Raw genomic sequence first — 18,797 nt, forward strand, 5'->3', positions numbered from 1 at the left:
ATGGCCTGATGGCTGCGGAATCCGTCGTCGGGGGCGGGTTCGGCGGGGCGATCGGACGTTAACAACGCGCCAAGACGGCGTGAATGCTCCGTACGGGAACCGCAGCGCTCCCGGGAGGACTTTTACCGCGCTTTACCGGCCGTCGCGCATGGTGGACGCCTCCGCGGCTGAGCCGGTACCGCTCTCCCAGACGACCGTGCCGCCGAGCAGCCCGGGTCGGGCGCCGGTGGCGAGGGCCGGGTGCTCAAGGGTGTCGGCGGTCTCCTCCAGATAGCTGCCGAGGCTGTCCGGGGTGTCCTCGTCGACGTCCGCGCCGTGCCGGGTCCAGCGGCCCAGGTGCCCGGTCCCGGTGTCCAGGAAGAGGCCGGAGGTGCGGTCGGCGGGGCCGAGCGAGATCACCGGGAGCCAGGCGGGCCGCCAGCCGGGCGTGCCGGACAGCGACCGGTACGCGGCGGCGACGGCGTCGAGCGGGATCAGCGCCATGCCGCCCGGCAGGCAGCCGACGCGAGCGCCGGTGCCGGCCGCGGCGCCGTCGTCGCCCGCGGTCAGGGTCCAGAGCGCGCGCAGGGCGGCCGGCAGGCGGACGCCGCCGAGCTCGCTCTCGACGGCGTCGATCCCGGCGGGGCGCGCGCCGGCGCGGAGTGCGGCCCGGGAGTCGGGGGCGTGCCGGCCGAGCCAGTCGGTGACGCGCCGCCAGGCCTCGGTGATCTCGCGGGCGGCGATCGCGTCCTCGGCCAGGGGGTGGTGGCCGGCGGTGCCGTGGGCGGCCGGGGAGCCGGGCAGGCCGCACCGGTCGAGGAGGGCATGGAGTTCCGCGGCTGTCAGCCGCGGATTCGCGGCGGCGCCTTCGGCGAGCTCCGGCGCGGCGGGGTCCTCCAGGAGGGCCGAGAGGAGGGAGCCGGGGAGTACGGGGTTGGCGGCGGCGGCCCGGCGGACCCGGGCGTCGGGGTCGCCGAGCTGCGGCACGGGCGGCCGGTCGAGCGTCGGGTCGGCGGCGGCCAGGGCGCGTACCTCCGGGTCCTCGTGGTCGAGGAGGTGTCCGAGGCCGGTCCTGGGCATCCGGGGCAGGGTCAGCAGATGGCGGCGCCGGCGGGGCGTGGCGAGGAAGGCGGCGAGGAGGGTGGCGGCGGGCGCGAGCGGGTGGTGGTGGGCGAGCAGGTGCCGTACGTCCGGGTCGGGGTCGTCGGCCAGCCGGGCCGCCAGGTCGGCGGGGAGCCCGGCGCAGGTCGCGGCGACCCGGCGCAGCAGGGCGTGCTCGGAGCGGGCGCACTCGGCGTACCAGTCGGGGTCCGGCGCCGTCCGCGGGAGCGGGCCGATGCTGTCGGCGGTGCCGCGCGCGACTCGGTCGACGGCCGCGCGCCGTGCCCAGGTGCGCTGGTACGGCTGGACGCGCGCCCGGGTCCGTACCCGCTCGTCCGGGTCCTCGGCGAGGGCCGGGAGCAGCGCCGGGTCGAGGTCGGCGCGGCTCGCGACGCGTTCGCGGACCCCGGGGTCGGGGTCCCGCGCGAGGCGGGCGACGGCGTCGGCTGGGGTGTCCGGGTGGTGGGCGAGGGCCCGCAGGTCGCGGCCGGCGCCGAGGCAGGCGTCGACGACCGTGCGGGCGAGGACGTGGTCGACGAGGAGGCCGGTGCGGTGGTGGCCGTCCCGCTCCGGCGGATCGGCCGCCGTGGCGGCCGGGTCCAGGAGGCGGGCGTTGCGGTGGGCGCGGTCGCGGACGGCCGGGTCCGGATCGGCGAGGAGCGCGGCGCGGCGTTCGGCGGTGAGCGCGGCCCAGTCGTCGGTGGCGACGGCCCGCAGGGCCGGGTCGGGGTGGGTGGCCATGGCCCGGACGTGGCCGGGCGAGACCTGCCGGGAGGAGAGGAGTTCCTGCTTGATCTCCTCGGCGGTGACCGCCCCGGCCGCCCCCTCCTCGTCGCGCGCGGTCAGCAGGACGTCCACGACCTCGTCCGGCAGCGGCTCCGTTCGCTCCCGCGGCGGTACGGGCCCTCCGGCGAGCGCGGCCCGCACGAGCGCGTCGGGATCGCGCACAAGGCGGCCCCGCAGCTCCGGCGCCATGTGCCCGTTCCGGGCGAACGCCCGGCGCACCTCCCGGCGCGGATGCGTGAGCACCGCCTCGGTCACGGCGTCGGGCAGGGCCCGTTCCTGGCAGAGCGTCTTCCAGGCGGTGCTCGCGCCGGGGTCGAGCAGCCTGACCAGGACGTCCGCGGGGGCACCGGAGTTGCTCGCGATGCCGCGCATCCACGCTTCGACCAGGGAGGAGTCCATCACGGCATCCTGCCAGGCCGGTCGCGTGGAGCGGTGAACGGGGGCGTTCACCGGCCCGCCCAGGGGGGTGGTCCGGGCGGGCCGGAGGCAGGGGGGTGGCCGGGCCGCGCCTACTGCGCCATCTCGTACGCGCCGGACAGCGACTCCACGCGCTGCCAGACGCGGTCCGTGCGGGCCTGGTCGACGACCGGGCGGCGGACGGCGGTGAGGGCCCAGCTCTGCTGGGCGGCGGTCGCGGAGTCCTTGCCGTGGAGCTCGACGGCGTGGGCCGAGAAGTCGCGGACGAGGACCGCGAAGAGCTCGTCGAGGACGTCCTCGTCGAGCGCGGTGAGCGCGCCCTGCTCCAGGACCAGCTGGGCGTGCACGACGAGGGCGAAGAGCTGGCCGACGGCGAGCAGCAGGTCGAGGTCGCGGCTCTGCTCCTCGTCGGGGGCGGCCGTGGTGACGAACTCGCAGAGCGCGTCGGCCTGTTCGCGGAAGCGGGCGACGTTCGGGAGGTGCGCGTAGGTGTCGAAGGCCGGGCGCCAGTCGTGGAAGCGGACCGCGCCGAGACCGCGGGCCGGGCCCTGACGGAAGAGGAAGTCGTCGTCCGCTGCGTCGAGTCGGGTCGGCACCGGCTCGTAGGCGGCGGGGGCGAGGAGGTGGTTGCGCATGAACTTGAGGATCAGCGCGAGGTTGACGTGGACCGTGCCCTCCAGCTTCGGCAGGCCGCGGATCTCGACGGCCGCCTGGGCGAAGTAGTTGTCCTTCTCGAAGCCCTTCGCGGCGATGACGTCCCACATCAGGTCGATGACCTTCTCGCCCTCCGTGGTCACCTTCATCTTCGTCATGGGGTTGAAGAGGAGGTAGCGGCGGTCGTCGGGTCCGGCGGTGCGGAAGTAGTCCACGGCGCGGTCGCTGAACTGCTTCATGCCGACCAACCGCACGTAGGCGTCGGTCAGTTCGCGCCGCACGTGTGGGAAGGCGGTGACCGGCCGGCCGTACAGGATCCGGTTCTGCGCGTGGGTGACGGCCTCGTACATCGCGTGCTCGCAGATGCCGATGGAGGCGGTGCACAGGTTGAACTTGCCGACGTTGACGGTGTTGAGCGCGGCGTCGAAGGCGGCGCGGCCGGTGTGCAGGACGTCCTCGGCGGCCACCGGGTAGTCCTCCAGGCGGAACTCGCTGACGAACTTGGAGGAGTCGACGACGTTCTTGACGAGGTGGTAGGAGGGGTGGCGGCTGTCGGCGGCGAAGAAGACATAGCCGTCGGGGCCCTCGACGTCGGTGCGGCGGCCGAAGACGGAGACGAGGCCGGCGGCGTTGCCGTTGCCGATGTAGTACTTGGAGCCGGTGGCGCGGAAGCCGCCCTCGCCGTCGGGGGTGAGCAGCATGTCGGTGGAGTAGATGTCGGCGCCGTGCGTCTTCTCCGACAGACCGAAGGCGAACACCTCGCCCTGGCGCAGGAGTTCGGCGGCCCGCTCGCGCGCGGCGGTGTTGTCGCTCTGCCAGACCGGGCCGAGGCCGAGGATGGTGACCTGCCAGGCGTACCAGTAGTCGAGGCCGTAGAAGCCGAGGATCTCGTTGAGGGCGGCGATCCGGGCGGTGTCCCAGCGCTTGTCGGTCTCGCCCTCGCCGGCGGCGGAGGCCGGGGTGAGGAAGGTGGCGAAGAGGTTCTCCTTGGCGGCGAAGGCGAGGAAGTCGCCGAGCCAGGCGCGGGTGCGGTAGTCCTCGATCAGCTGCCGCTTGCCGCGCTCCTCGAACCAGTCGACGGTGGCGCGCAGCAGCCGGCGCGTCTCCGGGTCGAAGTGCGCGGGGTCGTAGGTGCGCGGGTTGAAGAGGAGCGGGTCGGCCATGGAGGGTGCCGCCTTTCGGTGAGGATGGTGGGGGGGGTTCAGCGCTCGGCGTTGAACCGGTGGAGGGTGGCGAGCACGTCGTCGAGCCAGGCGATCATCATGCGTTCGTACGCGATGCCGCCGCGCAGCACGACGTGCTGCAGCTCGCGCTCGGCGTCGGCGGGCCCGTAGGAGTGGTCGCCGGGGTCGGAGGAGCCGCCGTGGGGGCCGTCCGATCCGCCGTCGGGGCCGGTGCCGAAGTCCCGGGTCTCACCGGCGAGGTAGTGGGCGAGCCGGTCCCGGTGGGCCTGCCGGTGCCGTTCCACCTCGTGGATCAGGCCGGCCGGGTCGTCGAAGGCGGCGCCCCGGATCTTCACGGCCAGGTCGTGGCGGACGGACTCGGGCTCGATGGGGTCGTGCAGCCAGGAGGAGAGCGCGGCCCGGCCGAGGTCGGCCACCGAGTACTCGCGCTTGTCCGGCCGGCCCTGCTGCGGGACGTCCCGGGCGGCGACCCAGCCGTCGTTCTCCATGCGCTTGAGCACGCGGTAGATCTGCTGGTGGGTGGCGGTCCAGAAGTAGCCGATGGACCGCTCGAAGCGCCGGGCCAGCTCGTATCCGGAGCCCGGTTGCTCAAGGAGCGAGACGAGGATCGCGTGTTCGAGCGCCATGCCGCCGATCTTGCTATGCAACGAGTTGCATAGCAAGGCGGGCGCCGCCGGTGAGACACGGCTCACCCCGCGCGGGGCGGTCCGGGCATCCCCGGCAATTCACCTCCCGTCGGTCCCGGATCCGGGCGCCCTCGCCCCGACCCCTTGTCGTCCGGCGGGCGCCTGTGCTCCAATCCGTGACGAACACCTACGGACCGGGATGCTCGTCAGTCCCGGGGCGGTCCAGGGCGCGAGGGCCGGACGGCGGGGAGCGCGGGCGGTTTCGGCCCGGCGCTGGACGCCGGGCGTACGGGGACAACCCATCCACGTACCCGCAGGAGCGATCGCCATGAGCAAGCACGTCCTGGCCCAGAACCAGTACGGCAAGGCCGAGAACCGCATCGTCAAGATCACCCGTCAGGGCAACGAGGGCGCCTGGCACGAGATCCGCGACCTGAACGTCTCCGTCGCCCTGCGCGGCGAGTTCCGCCAGGTGCACCTGACCGGCGACAACGCCAACTGTCTGCCGACGGACACCACCAAGAACACGGTCTACGCCTTCGCCAAGGAGCACGGCATCGCCTCCCCCGAGGCGTTCGCGATCCTCCTCGCCAAGCACTTCGTGCACTCGCAGGCCGTGATCCACGAGGCGCAGATCCGCGTCGAGGAGTACGCCTGGGACCGGATCTCCGTGCCCACCCGCGCCGAGCAGCACTCCTTCGTCCGCAAGGGCCAGGAGGTCCGCACCGCCCAGGTCACCTACAGCGGCCAGACCGGTCAGCTGCAGGTCATCTCCGGTCTGAAGGACCTCACCGTCATGAACTCGACCAACTCCGAGTTCCACGGCTTCATCAAGGACAGGTACACGACCCTCCAGGAGGCCTACGACCGTATCCTGGCCACCAAGGTCACGGCCCGCTGGGCGCACTCCGCGCTCGCCGCCGGCGCCGAGGACTTCGACTGGGACCGCTCGTACAAGTCCGTGCGCCGTCACATGCTGGAGGCTTTCGCGGAGACCTACAGCTACTCCCTGCAGCAGACCCTCAACGCGATGGCCGAGCGGGTCCTCGACAACTGCCAGAGCGTCAACGAGGTGCGGCTCAACCTGCCGAACAAGCACCACTTCCTCGTGGACCTGGAGCCGTTCGGCCTGAAGAACGACAACGAGGTGTACTACGCCGCCGACCGGATGTACGGCCTGATCGAGGGCACCATCCACCGTGACGGCGTCCAGCCGGTGATCGCCACCAGCGACTGGATCACCGCCTGACCCGATCCGGGCCGGCCACGGACCCGACGACACCGGACCGCCCCGGGCGCGCTCGCCCGGGGTGGTCCGGTGCGGTCCCGTGCGGTCAGACCGTGGACAGCAGTGCGGCCAGGGGCTCCGGGACGGCGTCCGGGGGCAGCGCCTCGGTGAGGACACGGCCGTAGCGGATCTTGCGGCCCTTCTTCGTGCCGAGGAAGCGGCGCAGTTGCTGCCGCGGGGTGCGGGCGCGCTGCTCGGGCTGGCGGAGGAAGGTGCTCAGCGGACGGTCGTCGCCCTCGGCGCGGACCAGTTCGGCGACCCGGTCCGGGCCGAGGGCGCGAATGAGTTCGTCCTCCAGGTCGGCAGCGCAGACGAAGAAGGCGTGGTCCTCCTCGGCGAGCCCGGCGCGGGTCCAGCCGCGGGCGTAGTAGTCGCGCTCGCGCTCGTCGCACAGACCGGTGAGGCGCAGGCCGAGGCCCGGCGGGCCGAGCAGCCGGGCGTAGCGGGCGATGTTCATCGCGCCGCCCATGGACAGGACGCAGACGCCCTCGGCCGCCAGGTCACGTCCCCGGGCGGCGGCCAGGGCCTCGACGGCGGCCACGTCGCTCAGTCCTTCGAGCAGGACCACGGTCCGTACGGGCAGCAGCTCGGCGAGCTCCCGTGCGGGGTCGCCGGGGCCGCCCGCCGCCCACGCGGTGACCGCTTCCCGGAACGCCCCCATGTCAGCCATGGGTCGAGTGTCCGGCCCCGCCGCCGTTCACGCCACGCATTTTCGCGGTGGCCGCGGCCGGCGGCCGGCGCCGCTCAGGGCGTGCGGTGGGACGCCAGGCAGAGCCTGAGCCGGGTGAGGTCCTCGGCCTCGACGAAGACCCGCTGCCCCCAGTGCGCGGTGAGGCGTTCGGCCACGTCGACCAGACGGCGCCGGTCCTCCGGCGTGTACGCGGGGTGGCGCGCCCAGCCGCGGTCCGCGATCTCGTTGCCCAGCTCGGTGAAGAGCAGCCCGCGGTAGCGCCGTTCCTCGTCCGCCGTCAGCGGCGTCGCGGCCGCATCGTCCTCGCCCGCGCCCTCGCCGGGAAGCACCCGTACGTTGTAGAGCTCCCGCACCACCGCTCCGCCACCGCCTTCCGTCCGTGCCGCCGGCGTATCCGGCGCACCCGGCGGCAGGAGGACGTTAGCGCGACGGCAGTGGAACGTGAGTACGAGCTGCGAGGCTGGCGCGGTCACCGTGGCCGACGCGTCGCCACGGACCGGCAGACCACGCACCACGGGGGGCTCACGTCACATGCCACCGGCCGCGGGGACACGGTACGTACGGCCGCTCGACCAGCGGCTCGACCCCGTGCCCCGACGGCCCGCGCACGGACGGGTCGAGCCGAGCGAGAGAGCAGGTAGGGGAAATGCTCACCACACGCGTGACGGTCACCGTCCACGCATCCGATCCGCTCAGCAGGGCCGGGCTGATCAGTCATCTGCGGCACCAGCCGACGATCGACGTGATGGCCGGCCGCGAAGGCCACGGCGGCGGCGGGGCGCCGCGGGGGACGGCGGACGCGCCGGCGGTCGCCGTCATGCTCGCCGACCGGATCGACGAACCGACCACCGCCGAGCTGCGCCGGCTGCTGCGCGCCGGCAGTGACCAGCGGGTCGTGCTGGTCGCCCGGGAGTTGCGCGAGCCGGATCTGCTCACGGTCGTCGAATACGGGGTGCGGGCCATCATCTGGCGCCATCAGGCCACCGAGGAGCGCCTGTTGAGCGCCGTCCACAGCGCGGCCCGCGGCGAGGGGGAACTGCCGCCGGACCTGGTGAGCCGGCTCCTCGACCAGGTCGGGCGGCTGCAGCGGGCCACGGCCGCCGGCACCGGCCCGGGCGGCACCGTGCCGCTCTTCGGCATGGCACCGCGCGAGGTCGACGTGCTGCGGCTGCTCGCGGAGGGCTTCGAGACCCGGCAGATCAGCGAGAAGCTCGCCTACTCGGAACGCACCGTCAAGAACATCCTGCACGCGCTGATGACCCGGCTCCAACTCACCAACAGGGCGCATGCCGTCGCGTACGCGCTCCGCGAGGGCTACATCTGATGATCCATGAAATCGACGCGTCGCTGCGTCTGCTGCTCGCGCCGGCCGTCACCGGCGACATCGCCTTCGAGGCGCCGACCCGCGACTGGGCGGCCCGGCGCAACGCGCCCACCCTCAACGCGTACCTCTACGACATCCGCGAGGACGTCGCCCGCCGCGAACGCGGCCCCGTCGCCGAGCGCGACGCCCAGGGCGTCGTCACCCGCCGCCGCCAGCCGCCGCGCTGGTTCCGTCTCTCGTACCTGGTGACGGCCTGGACCGCCCGCCCGGAGGACGAACACCGGCTGCTCTCCGGCGCGTTGGCGCTCCTGCTCCCGCACGAGGTCCTGTCCGGCGACGCCGTCCCGGAGTCGGTCCGGGCCATCACCCCGACCCTGCCGCTCACGGTCGCGGTGCCGCCCGGCGATTCGCGCTCCCTCGCCGAGATCTGGTCCGCGCTCGGCGGCGAGCTGAAACCCTCCCTCGACGTCGTGATCACCACCCCCTTCCCGGTCACCCCGGTGTACGGCGCGGCCCCGCCCGTCACCGAGGGCGCCGAGGTCGTGGTCCGCGGCCTCGACGGCGTCCCGAACGACTCGTCCCCACGGATGCTGCGCCGCCCGGGCGGCGGCATCGCGGCACGCGGGGGCCGGGCATGAGCGACGACCTGCTGCACCTGATCGCCGCTCTGCGCACCCGGGTCGCCGCCCTGGTGGCCACCCGCAGCGCCGACGACCCGACGGCGGGTGATCCGCTGCGCGGCCTGTACGTGACCGGGGAGACGGCGCTGCGGATCGCGACGGCGACACCGGGCACGGCCGGGCCGGTGCCCGCCGGCCATGAGGGCGGTACGGGGCGGCTGGCCGCGCTCGGGCGCGCGTTCGGGCTGTCAGGGCTCGATGTGCAGGTGCTTCTCGCAGCGGTTGCGCCCGAGGTGGACCGGGGGTTCGAGGCGCTGTACGGGTACCTCAACGACGATGTCGGGCGGCGTCGCGCCACGGTGGGGCTGGCGCTCGACCTGGCCGGGACCGGTCCGACCGACGCGGGCGCTCGGGACCGCTTCCACCCGGCCGCGCCGCTGCGCGCGGGCGGGCTGCTTCAGGTCGACGACGAGGACGAGGGCCGGCCGCTGCCCGGGCGGGCGTTGCGGGTGCCGGAGCGGGTGGTCGCCCATCTGCTCGGCGACGACAGCCGGCTGGACGCCCGACTGGCGGGCGCGGGGGTGGAGTTGCTGCCGCCCGCCGGTGCGGACGCCGGGCCGGCCGTCGGAGAGGTCGCCGCGCGGATCGCGGCGGCCGGTCCCGTGACCGTGCATCTGCGGGAGCGGGTGCCCGGGGTTGCGACGGACGCCGTGGTGACCGCGCTGCGGGCGGCCGGGCGGCCGGTGCTGCGGTACCGGCCGGAGGGCGTGGACACGGAGGCGGCCCGGGTGCTGCTCCGGGAGGCCCGGCTGCGGGGCGCCGCGGTGGTCGTCGAGCCGCTGCCGCCGGAGCCCGGCCCGCTGGTGCGGGCGCTGGCGGCGGGCGGGGCGACGGTGGTCCTGGCCGGGGCCGAGGCGCCGGATCCGACGTGGGTGCCGGCGGCGGCGCTGGTGGCCCTGGAGGCGCCGGGGGCAGCCGAGGCCTCCTCCGTCGAGCTGTGGCGCCACGCGCTGGGCGGCGAACCCGGCTCCGGCCGGGGCGACTTCGACCTGGCCGAGGCGGTCGCGCCGTACCGCCTCGGCGGGGAGCAGATCCGGCGCGCGGCGAGCGCGGCCCGCGCCCTGGCGGCGTTCGAGGGCGGCGCGCTCACCCGGGCCCACGTCCAGCGGGGCGCGCGGCTCGTGTCGGCGCCGCTGCTCGACAGCCGGGCCCGTCGGGTGCGGCCCGCGGTGGGGTTCGCGGACATCGTGCTGCCGGAGGAGCCGCTGGACCTGCTGCGCGAGCTGACCGGGCGGGCCCGGCACCGGGACCGGGTGCTCGGCGAGTGGCGGCTGCGCACCGGCGGCGGGCGCGGGCGCGGTGTCGTCGCGCTGTTCGCCGGCGAGTCGGGCACCGGAAAGACGCTGGGCGCGGAGGTCGTCGCGGGCGAACTCGGCCTGGATCTCTATGTGGTGGACCTGTCGTCGGTGGTCGACAAGTACGTGGGCGAGACCGAGAAGAACCTGGAGCGGATCTTCGCCGAGGTCGACCGCACGGACTGCGTGCTGCTCTTCGACGAGGCGGACGCCGTCTTCGGCAAGCGGTCGGAGGTGCGCAGTTCGCACGACCGGTACGCGAACCTGGAGAGCGCCTATCTGCTGCAGCGCCTGGAGGCCTTCGACGGGATCGCGGTGCTCACCACCAACCTCCGCGCCAACATCGACGAGGCCTTCACCCGCCGGCTCGACCTCGTGGTCGACTTCCCGTTCCCGGACGCCGAGCAGCGGGTCGCGCTCTGGCACTCCTGCCTCGCGGGCGTGCCGCGCGCGGAGGGCCTGGCGGAGGAGATCCTGGGCTGTGCCAAGGAGTTCGAGCTCGCGGGCGGCGCGATCCGCTCGGCCGCGGTGACCGCCGGCTATCTCGCGGCGGCCCGGGGTTCCGGCGCGGTGGTGACGGGCGAGGACCTGCGGGCCGGGGCGCGTCGCGAGTACCGGAAGGCGGGGCGGCTCGTCGCGGACACGGCGGCGCCCTGGTCCCCGTAACGTAGCCTCGAAGCGATACGAGTCGGGGGGCGGTCCGCGTACGGACCGCCCCCCGATCTGCTTTCCGCCGCCGCTACTTCACGCTGCCGCCGACCATCGCGTTCAGCGTCTTCCAGTCGGCCGTGCCGGTGGCCGGGAGGCCGACGGCCTGCTGATAGGTGCGGATGTGGTCGGCGACCTGGCTGGTGTAGGTCGTCGTCGTGTCCTGGCCGGAGCGGAAGTGGGCGATGCCGAGCCGGGCCTGGTTGCGGGCCCGGTCCATGTCACCGGGGTCGGTGAAGTCACGGTTGATCGCCCACCAGAAGGCGGCGATCAGCGCGGTGTTCTCCCAGGTGCGGCTGCCCGCCTTCACCTCGTCGGGGGTGATGCCCTGGGCCCAGAGGGAGGTGAGGGTGGCGCGGCCGAGCATGCCCTCGGTGTCGGTCTTGAAGATCGCGGCCGTGTTGGTGCCGTCCCGCTGCCCGACGGAGACGACCTTGCGCTGGTAGCAGACGAGGGAGGCACGGGTCGGTCCGTCGATGACACCCGGACTCCAACTTCCCTTGAGGGTGCAGTCGTTGTTGAGGGCGGCCAGGCGCTGCTGGGCGAACTCGACGACGACGTCCTTCGGGTACCCCGGGCCCCACGGCGGGACCTCGCGCGGGGCGCTCGGCGGCGGGGGCGCCTGCCCACCGCCTCCGGTGCCGCCACCGCCGCCGCCCCCGGAGGCCGAACCGCCGCCGTCGCCTCCTCCGCCGTCGCCGGACCCGGAGCCGCCGTCACCGGGCGGCAGGTCCCCGCCACCGCCGGTCTGGTTCGCGTCGGGCGGCGGCGTGCCGGCCGTGCTCGGCGGGGGCGGGGCGTCGGGGAGCTTGTCGCCGTCGCCCTGCGGCAGCGGCGCGGGGGCGCCGGTCGCCCGGGTCTCCTTCGCCGCACTGGTGATCTTCGGGGAGAAGCTCATCCAGAGCGCGACGAAGGCGATGACGCCGGTGACGAGGAGGCCGGCCGCGACCATCAGCCAGGCGCCGAGGACGGGCCGCTGATCGAAGGTCGCGTCGATGTCGAGCGAGGTGTCGTCGCCGGAGCGGCGCACCGCCACGGTGAAGCGGTGCGACTCCTCGCCGCCGGTCCACCGTACGGCCTGCGGGCGCACCACGAGGTCGCCGAACGCGGCCCGGCCGGGCGCGATCTGCACGGCGTTGGGCCGCATGTCGAAGGTGAGCCGGTTCGCCTCGTCGCGTACGAGCAGCGAGGCGGTCAGCGGGGTGTTGCCCAGGTTGTCGACGGCGACGCGGGCCCGCCCGCGGAAGCGGCCGGTGAGCGCGGGCGGCAGCAGCTCGGCGCGCACCTCGGTGAAGGGCGTGACGGTCAGCCGGCCCTCCACGACGTCGCGGGCGGCGGCGTTCTCGCGGGGCTCGACGCGGATGCCGTACGGGAGGGGTCCGGCCGGCACGTCCGGCGAGCGCGGCGGGGCGAACGAGATCTCGGCGGTCCCCTCACTGCCCGGGTAGAGGCGGAGGACGTCCGGCTCCACCCGGGACCACCCCGAGGGTTTGCCGACGAGGGAGAGCCGGTATTCCTCGACGGTGTCCCCGGTGTTGCGCACACGCAGCCGAGCGGAGGTCCGGGTCCCTGGCTCGACGGTCACGTCGGCCGGGTCCAGAGAGGTCCACATGGTCATGGGCGCAGGCTAAGTGCCCGGAGGGCCCCGGCGGTTGCCCGAAAGTCCCCGGTCGGGGGCACGCTCGGATGCCCTGACGCGCCGGCCGAAGCGGTGGGCCCTGCCCTCGTGACGGCCCTTGCCTCCCTGGTCACGGGCGCGCGCGGCGGGAAGAGTCGATGGCGTACGCGTCACGGACGCCGACGACGGCCACGGGGCCGGCCGGCCGCCGGCCCGCACCCGCACGTTCTTCCCCTAGGAGCGATCGCCCATGCCCACCTATCTGTCCCCCGGTGTCTACGTCGAGGAAATCGCCAGCGGCTCCCGCCCCATCGAGGGCGTGGGCACCTCCGTCGCCGCGTTCGTGGGCCTCGCGCCGACCGGCCCGCTGAACGAGCCGGTGCTCGTCACCAACTGGACGCAGTATGTGGCGTCGTTCGGCGAGTTCACGGAGGGCCACTACCTGGCGCACTCCGTGTACGGCTTCTTCGACAACGGGGGCACGGCGGCGTACGTCGTACGGGTCGGCGGCGGGGACGCCCAGGGTGACGAGCAGGCCGACGGGGCGGGGACGGCCGTCGCGGCGGCGGGTGCCGGAGCTGGGGCCGGGGCGCCGCGTGAGCTGGTGGCCGGTGAGGCGGTCGCGCTCGGCACCTTCAAGGTGGCGGCGATCGCGGCCGGTTCGGAGGCCGGTGGGGCCCTGACCGTCGAGGTGCAGGACGTCGAGGGCGGGGACGGCGAGCGCTTCAAGCTGCTCGTGAAGGACGGCGAGAAGGTCGTCGAGAGCTTCGACGCGTCCGCGAAGAAGGGCTCGCGGACCTATGTCGTCACGCAGGTCAAGCAGCGTTCCAAGACGATCGTGGTCGAGGAGGCGGCGGCCGGCGGACAACTCGCCCGCCCGGACGCCCAGTCGGTGACGCTCGCCCCGCCGGTGGCGCCGGCCGCGCTCCCTGCCCGGGCCGGGGACCGAGCTGCCGGCGCGGCGACCGGGGCGGTGGCCGCCCTCGACTCCGCCCGCTTCATCGGCGATTCGGCCGACCGGACCGGTTTCGGCGGCCTGGAGGCCTTCGACGAGATCAGCATGGTCGCCGTGCCGGACCTGATGGCCGCGTACGAGCGGGGACTGATCGACGCGGAGCAGGTCAAGGCCGTGCAGCTCGGCCTGATCTCCCACTGCGAGCTGATGGGCGACCGGATGGCGATCCTCGACCCGCCGCCGGGCCTCAACGCGCGGGACGTGCGCAAGTGGCGCCAGGAGACGGCCGGTTACGACTCCCGCTACGCGGCCCTCTACTACCCGTGGATCAAGTCCTTCGACCCGGCCACCGGCCAGACGCGTACGGTGCCGCCGTCCGGCCACATGGCCGGCGTGTGGGCCCGCAACGACGCCGAACGCGGCGTCCACAAGGCCCCGGCCAACGAGATCGTGCGCGGCGCGGTCGACCTGGAGCTCCAGATCACCCGCGGCGAGCAGGACCTGCTCAACCCGGTCGGCGTGAACTGCATCCGCGCCTTCCCGGGCCGCGGCATCCGGGTGTGGGGCGCGCGGACCATGGCGTCCGACCCGGCCTGGCGCTATCTGAACGTCCGCCGCTACTTCAACTACCTCGAAGAATCCATCCTCGTCGGCACCCAGTGGGTGGTCTTCGAGCCCAACGACCAGTCGCTGTGGGCGCGGATCCGCCGCAACATCTCGGCGTTCCTGGTCAACGAGTGGCGTCAGGGCGCGCTGTTCGGGCAGCGCGCGGAAGACGCGTTCTACGTGAAATGCGACGCCGAGACGAACCCGCCGGAGTCCGTGGACCTGGGCCGCGTGGTCTGCGAGATCGGCATCGCGCCGGTGAAGCCGGCCGAGTTCGTGGTGTTCCGGCTCGCGCAGTTCCAGGGCGGTGGCGGGGAGCTGGAGGAGTAGCCCCCCGCCGTTCCGCCCGAACCTTCTGCTTCCCCTTCCCCATCCCGTACGAGATCCCGCACGAACAGGAGTGACCCCGCATGGCTCTGGACACCGGTGACGCGCTCACCACACACAATTTCGGCCTGCAGATCGACGGCGTCATGGTCGAGACCCTGCAGGAGATCAGCAGCCTCTCCATGGAGCAGGACGTCATCGAGTACCAGCAGGTCTCGGCCGACGGCAAGCCGATCATCAAGAAGCTCCCCGGCGTGAAGAAGGCCGGCGAGTGCACGGTGACGCGCGGCGCCACGCAGTCGCAGGCCTTCACCGAGTGGATCGCGGCCTCCATCGCGGGCAACATGGGCCAGGCCCGCAAGGACGCGTCGATCATCTTCATGGACTACGAGCTCAACGAGGTGAAGCGCTACAACCTGCGCAACGCCTGGTGCACGAAGGTGGAGTTGAGCGGCACCAAGGCCGGTGACGCCGCGGCGCTCACCGAGCAGGTGACCATCACCTTCGAAGAACTGACCCTCGGCTGATCCGGTGCGACGCGAAGGAACGGGGCCGGGTGCCCCGTCGGGGCCGGAACCCCGACAGGAGCCGCTGCGCACCGAGTTCGAGTTCGAGCTGCCGCGCGGCTACGTCGACGAGTCGGGCACGGTGCACCGCCGGGGCGCCATGCGGCTGGCCACGGCCCGGGACGAGCTGGTGCCGCTGCGGGACGTGCGGGTCCGCGAGAACCCCGCGTACCTGTCGGTGGTCCTGCTCGGCCGGGTGATCACCCGGCTCGGCTCGCTCCCGTCGGTGCACGACGGGACGGTGGAGAACATGTTCGCCTCCGACCTGGCGTTCCTCCAGGACTTCTACCGGCAGATCAACGCGGAGGGCCACACCCGGGCCGCCGTGGCCTGCCCGCACTGCGAGGAGTCCTTCGAGGTCGAGCTGGCCGGGAGCCGCCTGGGGGAATCGTGACGTACGCGGCCGATCTCATCGAGGAGGAGACCGCGTACCTCGCCTTCCACTTCCACTGGGGCATGGACGCCGTCCTCGACCTGGAGCACGCGGACCGGCGCGGGTACGTGGCGCGGGCGCGGGCGCTGGTGGAGCAGGGCTGACCGGAACAACGGCGTTACGGAGAAGGGGGGTTGGAGAGGATGAGGATGAACGTGTTCGACCGATGGCGCGGGCGCCGGAACCGGGCTTCGCGGGAGGAGCCGGTGACGGTACCGGCGACTGCGGTGCCGGAGACGGCGTCCGGCACGGCGTGGCAGGCCCTGCCCCCCGTCCAGCGCGTCCTCACACCCCCGACCCCCGTCGCGGAACCCGCCTTCGCCTCATCCCTCGCCACCCACTGGAACCCCTCCTTCCACACCCACCTGACCCACGCCTCCCTCCCCGCCGCCCCCGCCGGCCTCCTCCTGGACGCGGTACGCCCGGTGCCGCCGACCACCTCCGAACTGCCGGGGTTCCGGCTGCCGGTGGCGGGTACGGAGGGCACGTCGGTGCAGCGGGCGGTACGGGACGGGGCGGAGGCGCCGCAGGCGCCGGTCCAGCGCGAAGTGGAGGGCACACGGACAGCTGCGGCTGAGCTCGTGCGGGGCGCGCCGTCCTCGGCACCGCGTGTCGCCGAGGGCCCGCTGGGCGGCGTCCCGGCACCGGCACCCCCCGCCCAGCCCGCCACCCCGGCCCTGCCGCAGGCCGCACCCGCGCAGAACCACCGCCCCGACAGCGCCGCACCGCGGACGCCCGCCACAGGCACAATCCAGCGAGCGACCGAGGCCGCACGGGCCGGCGCGGCACGGCCCGCCCGGGCCGAAGCCGTACCTGCGACTGGTGGGCCGAACAGCGCTGACGCGCCGCTGGCAGGCCCTGGGGCGGAAGCCCCGCAGGGCAGCGTCCCGGCATCGGCAACCGCCGTCCAGCGCGCCACCCCCGCGCAAAACCACCGACCCGACAACACCGCACCCCGGACGCCCGCCACAGGCACAGTCCAACGAGCGACCGAGGGCGCACGGGCCGACACGGCACGGCCGGTCGGGACCGAGCCCGAACCCGCAACCGGTCACCCGAGTGCGGCAGCCATGCCGCGCCAGGGGAACGAGGGCCCGCAGAGCGGTCGGCCGGCACCGGCGCCCGCCGTCCAGCGCGCCACCCCGGCCCGACCGGAGGCCGGCGCCGCTCAGGTCCACCGACCCGACCTCGCGACGCACCGGACGCCCACCGCAGACGCGGGACCACAGACGCCGGTCCAGCGACCGACCGAGGCCAAGGCCAAGCCCGTGTCAGGTGCTCCGTCTCCGGCACAGCTGCCGGACGCCACGGCACGCCGTGGGGACGAGGGATCCCACGGAGGTCAGCCTGCGTCGGCACCCACCGTCCAGCGCGCCACTCCCACTCGACCGCAGGCCGGAGCCGCGCAGGACCACGGCCCCAACAACCCCACACCCCGGACACCCGCCACAGGCACAGGGCCGCAGGCACCGCTCCAGCGAGCGGCCGAGGGCACGCGGCCCGGCGTGGCACGCCCGGTCCGGGCCGAGGCCGAACCCGCAACCGGTCACCCGACCGCCGCCGCCATGCCACGCCGAGGTACCGAGGGCCGACAGGGCAGCGTCCCGACACCGGCACCCACCGTCCAGCGCGCCACCCCGGCCCAGCCGCAGGCCGCGTCTCCGACGCCCACCGCAGGCCCAGGGCCGCAGGCCCCGATCCAGCGTGAGGTGGAGGGCGCGCGAGCTGCCACGGCCAAGGCCACGCCCGTACCTGGTGTCCCGTCTCCGACACGGCAGCCGGAGACCACGGCACACCGTGGGGCTCAGGGCCCGCAGGGCGGCGCATCGCGGCTGGCACCCACCGTCCAGCGCGCCGCCCCGGCCCAGCCGAAGGCCGCGCCTCGGACGCCCGCCACAGGCCCAGGCCCGCAAGCCCCCGCCCAGCGAGCCGTCGAAGACGAGCGAACAGCCCCAGGCAGGCCCGCACGGGCCGAGGGGGCCGGACCCGCAGGGGACCCCCGTCCCGACAATGCCACTCCTCGGACGCCCACCGCAGCCGCAAGGCCGAAGGCACCGCTCCAGCGAGCCGCCGAGAGTCCGCGAACAACCGCCGACGCGCGGCCCGCAGCGCAGCGTGAGGCCGTAGGCCCGCAGGGCAGCGGACCCGGACCGGCGCCGACGGCTCCCGTCCAGCGGCGCGCGGCCAACAGGGCGGCACAGACGGTCGTCCGGCCCCTGAGCACCCCGCGCTCGCCGCTCCTCTCCGCGCGGGCCGTACCCCCCGCCCGCCGACTTGACCCGGTCGGGGCAGAGCCGGCGCCCAGGACCACCCCTGTCGAAACCATCCAGAACTCCCCGGGCCCGGACTCCCCCGCCGGGCCCGGGGTTCACGACAGTGGTGCGGCGCGTCGGGGGCCCGCTGTGCGGAGGTCGCGGCGGGCGCCCGGGGCGGACTGGAACACCCAGGCGCAGGCGGCGCGACGGTCCCCCATCGGGGCACCGGTCACGCCCGCCCCGGCGCCCGTCCAGAAGGCCCCGGTACCGGCGCCGCCGGCGCCCGTGCCGGCCGCACCGCTCCCCGTCGTCACCGTCACGGACGTGCCGCGGGCCACCGCGCCCGCCGTGCAGCGGAGCTCCGTACGGCCACTGGCCACGGCACGGCCGCTCGCGCCGAGCGTGCCGGAGGCCGCACCGATGGCGGTACCGGCACCGGTGCCGACCGTACAGCGCCGAGCCGCGCCTGCGCCCGCCACCGCGCCCGCCGTGCAGCGGAGCTCCGTACGGCCACTGGCCACGGCGCGGCCGCTCGCGCCGAGCGCGCCGGAAGCCGCACCGATGGCGGTGCCGACCGTGCAGCGCCAGGCCGCGCCCGCGCCCCTCGCCCGTACCTCCGTACCCATCGCGGGAACCGCTCCGCCCGCCCCCGTCCGGCGGACCAGCACACCACCGGCTCCCGCGCCCAACCCCGCCCCCGCCGAATCCCCCGCCCACCTCGACGAGTTGGCCCGTCGCCTCGTCGCCCCGCTGTCCCGGCTGCTCCGCGCCGAGCTGCGGGCGGACCGTGAGCGGGTGGGCCGGCTCCGCGACCACCAGCACTGACCCTCCGACCAAGCCACCCCCTACCGAGAGACCGCCGCCATGCCCCTGCTCCAGGACCCCGCTTCCACCGTCTTCTTCAAGCTGACGATCGACGGCCAGGACCTCGGTCTGTTCAACGGCTGTGACGGGCTGTCCTCGGAGGTCGAGGTGGAGCAGCGGCACGAGGGCGGGAACAACGGGTTCGTGTGGCAGTTGCCGACACGGGTGACGTTCTCGACGATCCGGCTGACACGGCCGCTGACCTCGGACACCGCCCGCGTGGCCGCGTGGATCTCGTCGCTCGCCACCGGCATCACCCGGCCGACCGCGCAGATCGCGGCGCTGCGCGCCGACGGGTCGGTCGTGGCGCAGTGGGGGCTTGTGGAGGTGCTGCCGGTGCGGTGGACGGGGCCGTCGCTGGATCCGGCGAGTCCGGGGGTGGCGACGGAGTCGCTGGAGATCGCGCATCACGGGTTCACGGACGCGGGGGGTCTGTAGCG

16 protein-coding genes are annotated in these 18,797 nt (G+C 74.4%); 10 read left to right on the forward strand and 6 right to left on the reverse strand.

Annotated elements, in window-relative coordinates; translation table 11 throughout:
- Positions 1-132 precede the first annotated feature (132 nt).
- From KV205_RS13125 to KV205_RS13135, 3 genes are all read right to left on the reverse strand, one after another.
- A complete protein-coding gene (locus KV205_RS13125; protein WP_265864404.1) occupies positions 133-2,265 on the reverse strand; it encodes a hypothetical protein in 2,133 nt (710 codons plus the stop codon).
- 110 nt (positions 2,266-2,375) lie between these two features.
- Positions 2,376-4,100, reverse strand: a complete 1,725-nt coding sequence (locus tag KV205_RS13130; protein ID WP_265864405.1) for an acyl-CoA dehydrogenase family protein — start codon at positions 4,098-4,100, stop codon at positions 2,376-2,378.
- Positions 4,101-4,138: 38 nt separating this feature from the next.
- Positions 4,139-4,747: a PadR family transcriptional regulator gene (locus tag KV205_RS13135; protein WP_265864406.1), complete on the reverse strand. Its 609-nt coding sequence runs from the start codon at positions 4,745-4,747 to the stop codon at positions 4,139-4,141.
- A 328-nt stretch (positions 4,748-5,075) separates the two neighbouring features.
- Between KV205_RS13135 and pucL the strand changes: the two genes are divergently transcribed.
- Positions 5,076-5,996 (forward strand): factor-independent urate hydroxylase, encoded by a 921-nt coding sequence (gene pucL, locus KV205_RS13140; RefSeq protein ID WP_265864408.1) that lies wholly within the window; start codon positions 5,076-5,078, stop codon positions 5,994-5,996.
- A gap of 85 nt (positions 5,997-6,081) precedes the next feature.
- Here pucL and KV205_RS13145 read toward each other — a convergent pair whose 3' ends face one another.
- Both KV205_RS13145 and KV205_RS13150 read right to left on the reverse strand, forming a co-directional pair.
- Positions 6,082-6,705, reverse strand: a complete 624-nt coding sequence (locus tag KV205_RS13145; protein ID WP_265864409.1) for a TOPRIM nucleotidyl transferase/hydrolase domain-containing protein — start codon at positions 6,703-6,705, stop codon at positions 6,082-6,084.
- Positions 6,706-6,779: 74 nt separating this feature from the next.
- Positions 6,780-7,079: a hypothetical protein gene (locus KV205_RS13150; RefSeq protein ID WP_265864410.1), complete on the reverse strand. Its 300-nt coding sequence runs from the start codon at positions 7,077-7,079 to the stop codon at positions 6,780-6,782.
- Positions 7,080-7,372: 293 nt separating this feature from the next.
- Between KV205_RS13150 and KV205_RS13155 the strand changes: the two genes are divergently transcribed.
- Genes KV205_RS13155 through KV205_RS13165 form a run of 3 tightly spaced genes read left to right on the forward strand, consistent with a single transcriptional unit; the run spans position 7,373 to position 10,691 of the window.
- On the forward strand, positions 7,373-8,050 hold the full coding sequence (locus tag KV205_RS13155) for a response regulator transcription factor (RefSeq protein WP_265864412.1): 678 nt from the start codon (positions 7,373-7,375) through the stop codon (positions 8,048-8,050).
- A complete protein-coding gene (locus tag KV205_RS13160) occupies positions 8,050-8,688 on the forward strand; it encodes a DUF4255 domain-containing protein (RefSeq protein ID WP_265864414.1) in 639 nt (212 codons plus the stop codon). The genes KV205_RS13155 and KV205_RS13160 overlap by 1 nt, the downstream gene beginning before the upstream one ends.
- Positions 8,685-10,691, forward strand: a complete 2,007-nt coding sequence (locus KV205_RS13165; protein ID WP_265864415.1) for an ATP-binding protein — start codon at positions 8,685-8,687, stop codon at positions 10,689-10,691. The genes KV205_RS13160 and KV205_RS13165 overlap by 4 nt, the downstream gene beginning before the upstream one ends.
- 73 nt (positions 10,692-10,764) lie before the next feature.
- On the opposite strand, the gene KV205_RS13170 is transcribed toward KV205_RS13165, so the two are convergent.
- On the reverse strand, positions 10,765-12,351 hold the full coding sequence (locus tag KV205_RS13170) for a peptidoglycan-binding domain-containing protein (RefSeq protein ID WP_265864416.1): 1,587 nt from the start codon (positions 12,349-12,351) through the stop codon (positions 10,765-10,767).
- Positions 12,352-12,601: 250 nt separating this feature from the next.
- On the opposite strand from KV205_RS13170, the gene KV205_RS13175 reads away from it, so the two are divergent.
- From KV205_RS13175 to KV205_RS13200, 6 genes are all read left to right on the forward strand, one after another.
- Complete coding sequence (locus tag KV205_RS13175) at positions 12,602-14,242, forward strand: phage tail sheath subtilisin-like domain-containing protein (RefSeq protein WP_265864417.1); 1,641 nt, start codon at positions 12,602-12,604, stop codon at positions 14,240-14,242.
- Between the two features lie 80 nt (positions 14,243-14,322).
- Positions 14,323-14,766 (forward strand): phage tail protein, encoded by a 444-nt coding sequence (locus KV205_RS13180; RefSeq protein ID WP_265864418.1) that lies wholly within the window; start codon positions 14,323-14,325, stop codon positions 14,764-14,766.
- Between the two features lie 4 nt (positions 14,767-14,770).
- The gene (locus KV205_RS13185; protein ID WP_265864419.1) at positions 14,771-15,199 is read left to right on the forward strand and encodes a hypothetical protein; all 429 of its coding nucleotides are present in this window, start codon (positions 14,771-14,773) and stop codon (positions 15,197-15,199) included.
- The gene (locus tag KV205_RS13190; protein ID WP_265864421.1) at positions 15,196-15,342 is read left to right on the forward strand and encodes a hypothetical protein; all 147 of its coding nucleotides are present in this window, start codon (positions 15,196-15,198) and stop codon (positions 15,340-15,342) included. Before KV205_RS13185 ends, KV205_RS13190 begins: the two co-directional genes overlap by 4 nt.
- A gap of 2,475 nt (positions 15,343-17,817) precedes the next feature.
- Entirely contained in the window at positions 17,818-18,318 is a 501-nt protein-coding gene (locus KV205_RS13195; protein ID WP_265864423.1) for a hypothetical protein, read from the forward strand.
- A gap of 39 nt (positions 18,319-18,357) precedes the next feature.
- Positions 18,358-18,795: a phage tail protein gene (locus KV205_RS13200; RefSeq protein WP_265864425.1), complete on the forward strand. Its 438-nt coding sequence runs from the start codon at positions 18,358-18,360 to the stop codon at positions 18,793-18,795.
- The last annotated feature ends 2 nt before the right edge of the window (positions 18,796-18,797 follow it).

Source organism: Streptomyces sp. SKN60 (assembly GCF_026236535.1).
Taxonomy (GTDB): Bacteria; Actinomycetota; Actinomycetes; order Streptomycetales; family Streptomycetaceae; genus Streptomyces.

Coding starts and splice junctions, on each gene's coding strand:
- KV205_RS13170 (WP_265864416.1), bottom strand. CDS start 12,351: ATGACCATGTGGACCTCTCTGGACCCGGCCGACGTGACCGTCGAGCCA.
- KV205_RS13145 (WP_265864409.1), bottom strand. CDS start 6,705: ATGGCTGACATGGGGGCGTTCCGGGAAGCGGTCACCGCGTGGGCGGCG.
- KV205_RS13130 (WP_265864405.1), bottom strand. CDS start 4,100: ATGGCCGACCCGCTCCTCTTCAACCCGCGCACCTACGACCCCGCGCAC.
- pucL (WP_265864408.1), top strand. CDS start 5,076: ATGAGCAAGCACGTCCTGGCCCAGAACCAGTACGGCAAGGCCGAGAAC.
- KV205_RS13155 (WP_265864412.1), top strand. CDS start 7,373: ATGCTCACCACACGCGTGACGGTCACCGTCCACGCATCCGATCCGCTC.
- KV205_RS13200 (WP_265864425.1), top strand. CDS start 18,358: ATGCCCCTGCTCCAGGACCCCGCTTCCACCGTCTTCTTCAAGCTGACG.
- KV205_RS13165 (WP_265864415.1), top strand. CDS start 8,685: ATGAGCGACGACCTGCTGCACCTGATCGCCGCTCTGCGCACCCGGGTC.
- KV205_RS13175 (WP_265864417.1), top strand. CDS start 12,602: ATGCCCACCTATCTGTCCCCCGGTGTCTACGTCGAGGAAATCGCCAGC.
- KV205_RS13125 (WP_265864404.1), bottom strand. CDS start 2,265: ATGGACTCCTCCCTGGTCGAAGCGTGGATGCGCGGCATCGCGAGCAAC.
- KV205_RS13160 (WP_265864414.1), top strand. CDS start 8,050: ATGATCCATGAAATCGACGCGTCGCTGCGTCTGCTGCTCGCGCCGGCC.
- KV205_RS13180 (WP_265864418.1), top strand. CDS start 14,323: ATGGCTCTGGACACCGGTGACGCGCTCACCACACACAATTTCGGCCTG.
- KV205_RS13135 (WP_265864406.1), bottom strand. CDS start 4,747: ATGGCGCTCGAACACGCGATCCTCGTCTCGCTCCTTGAGCAACCGGGC.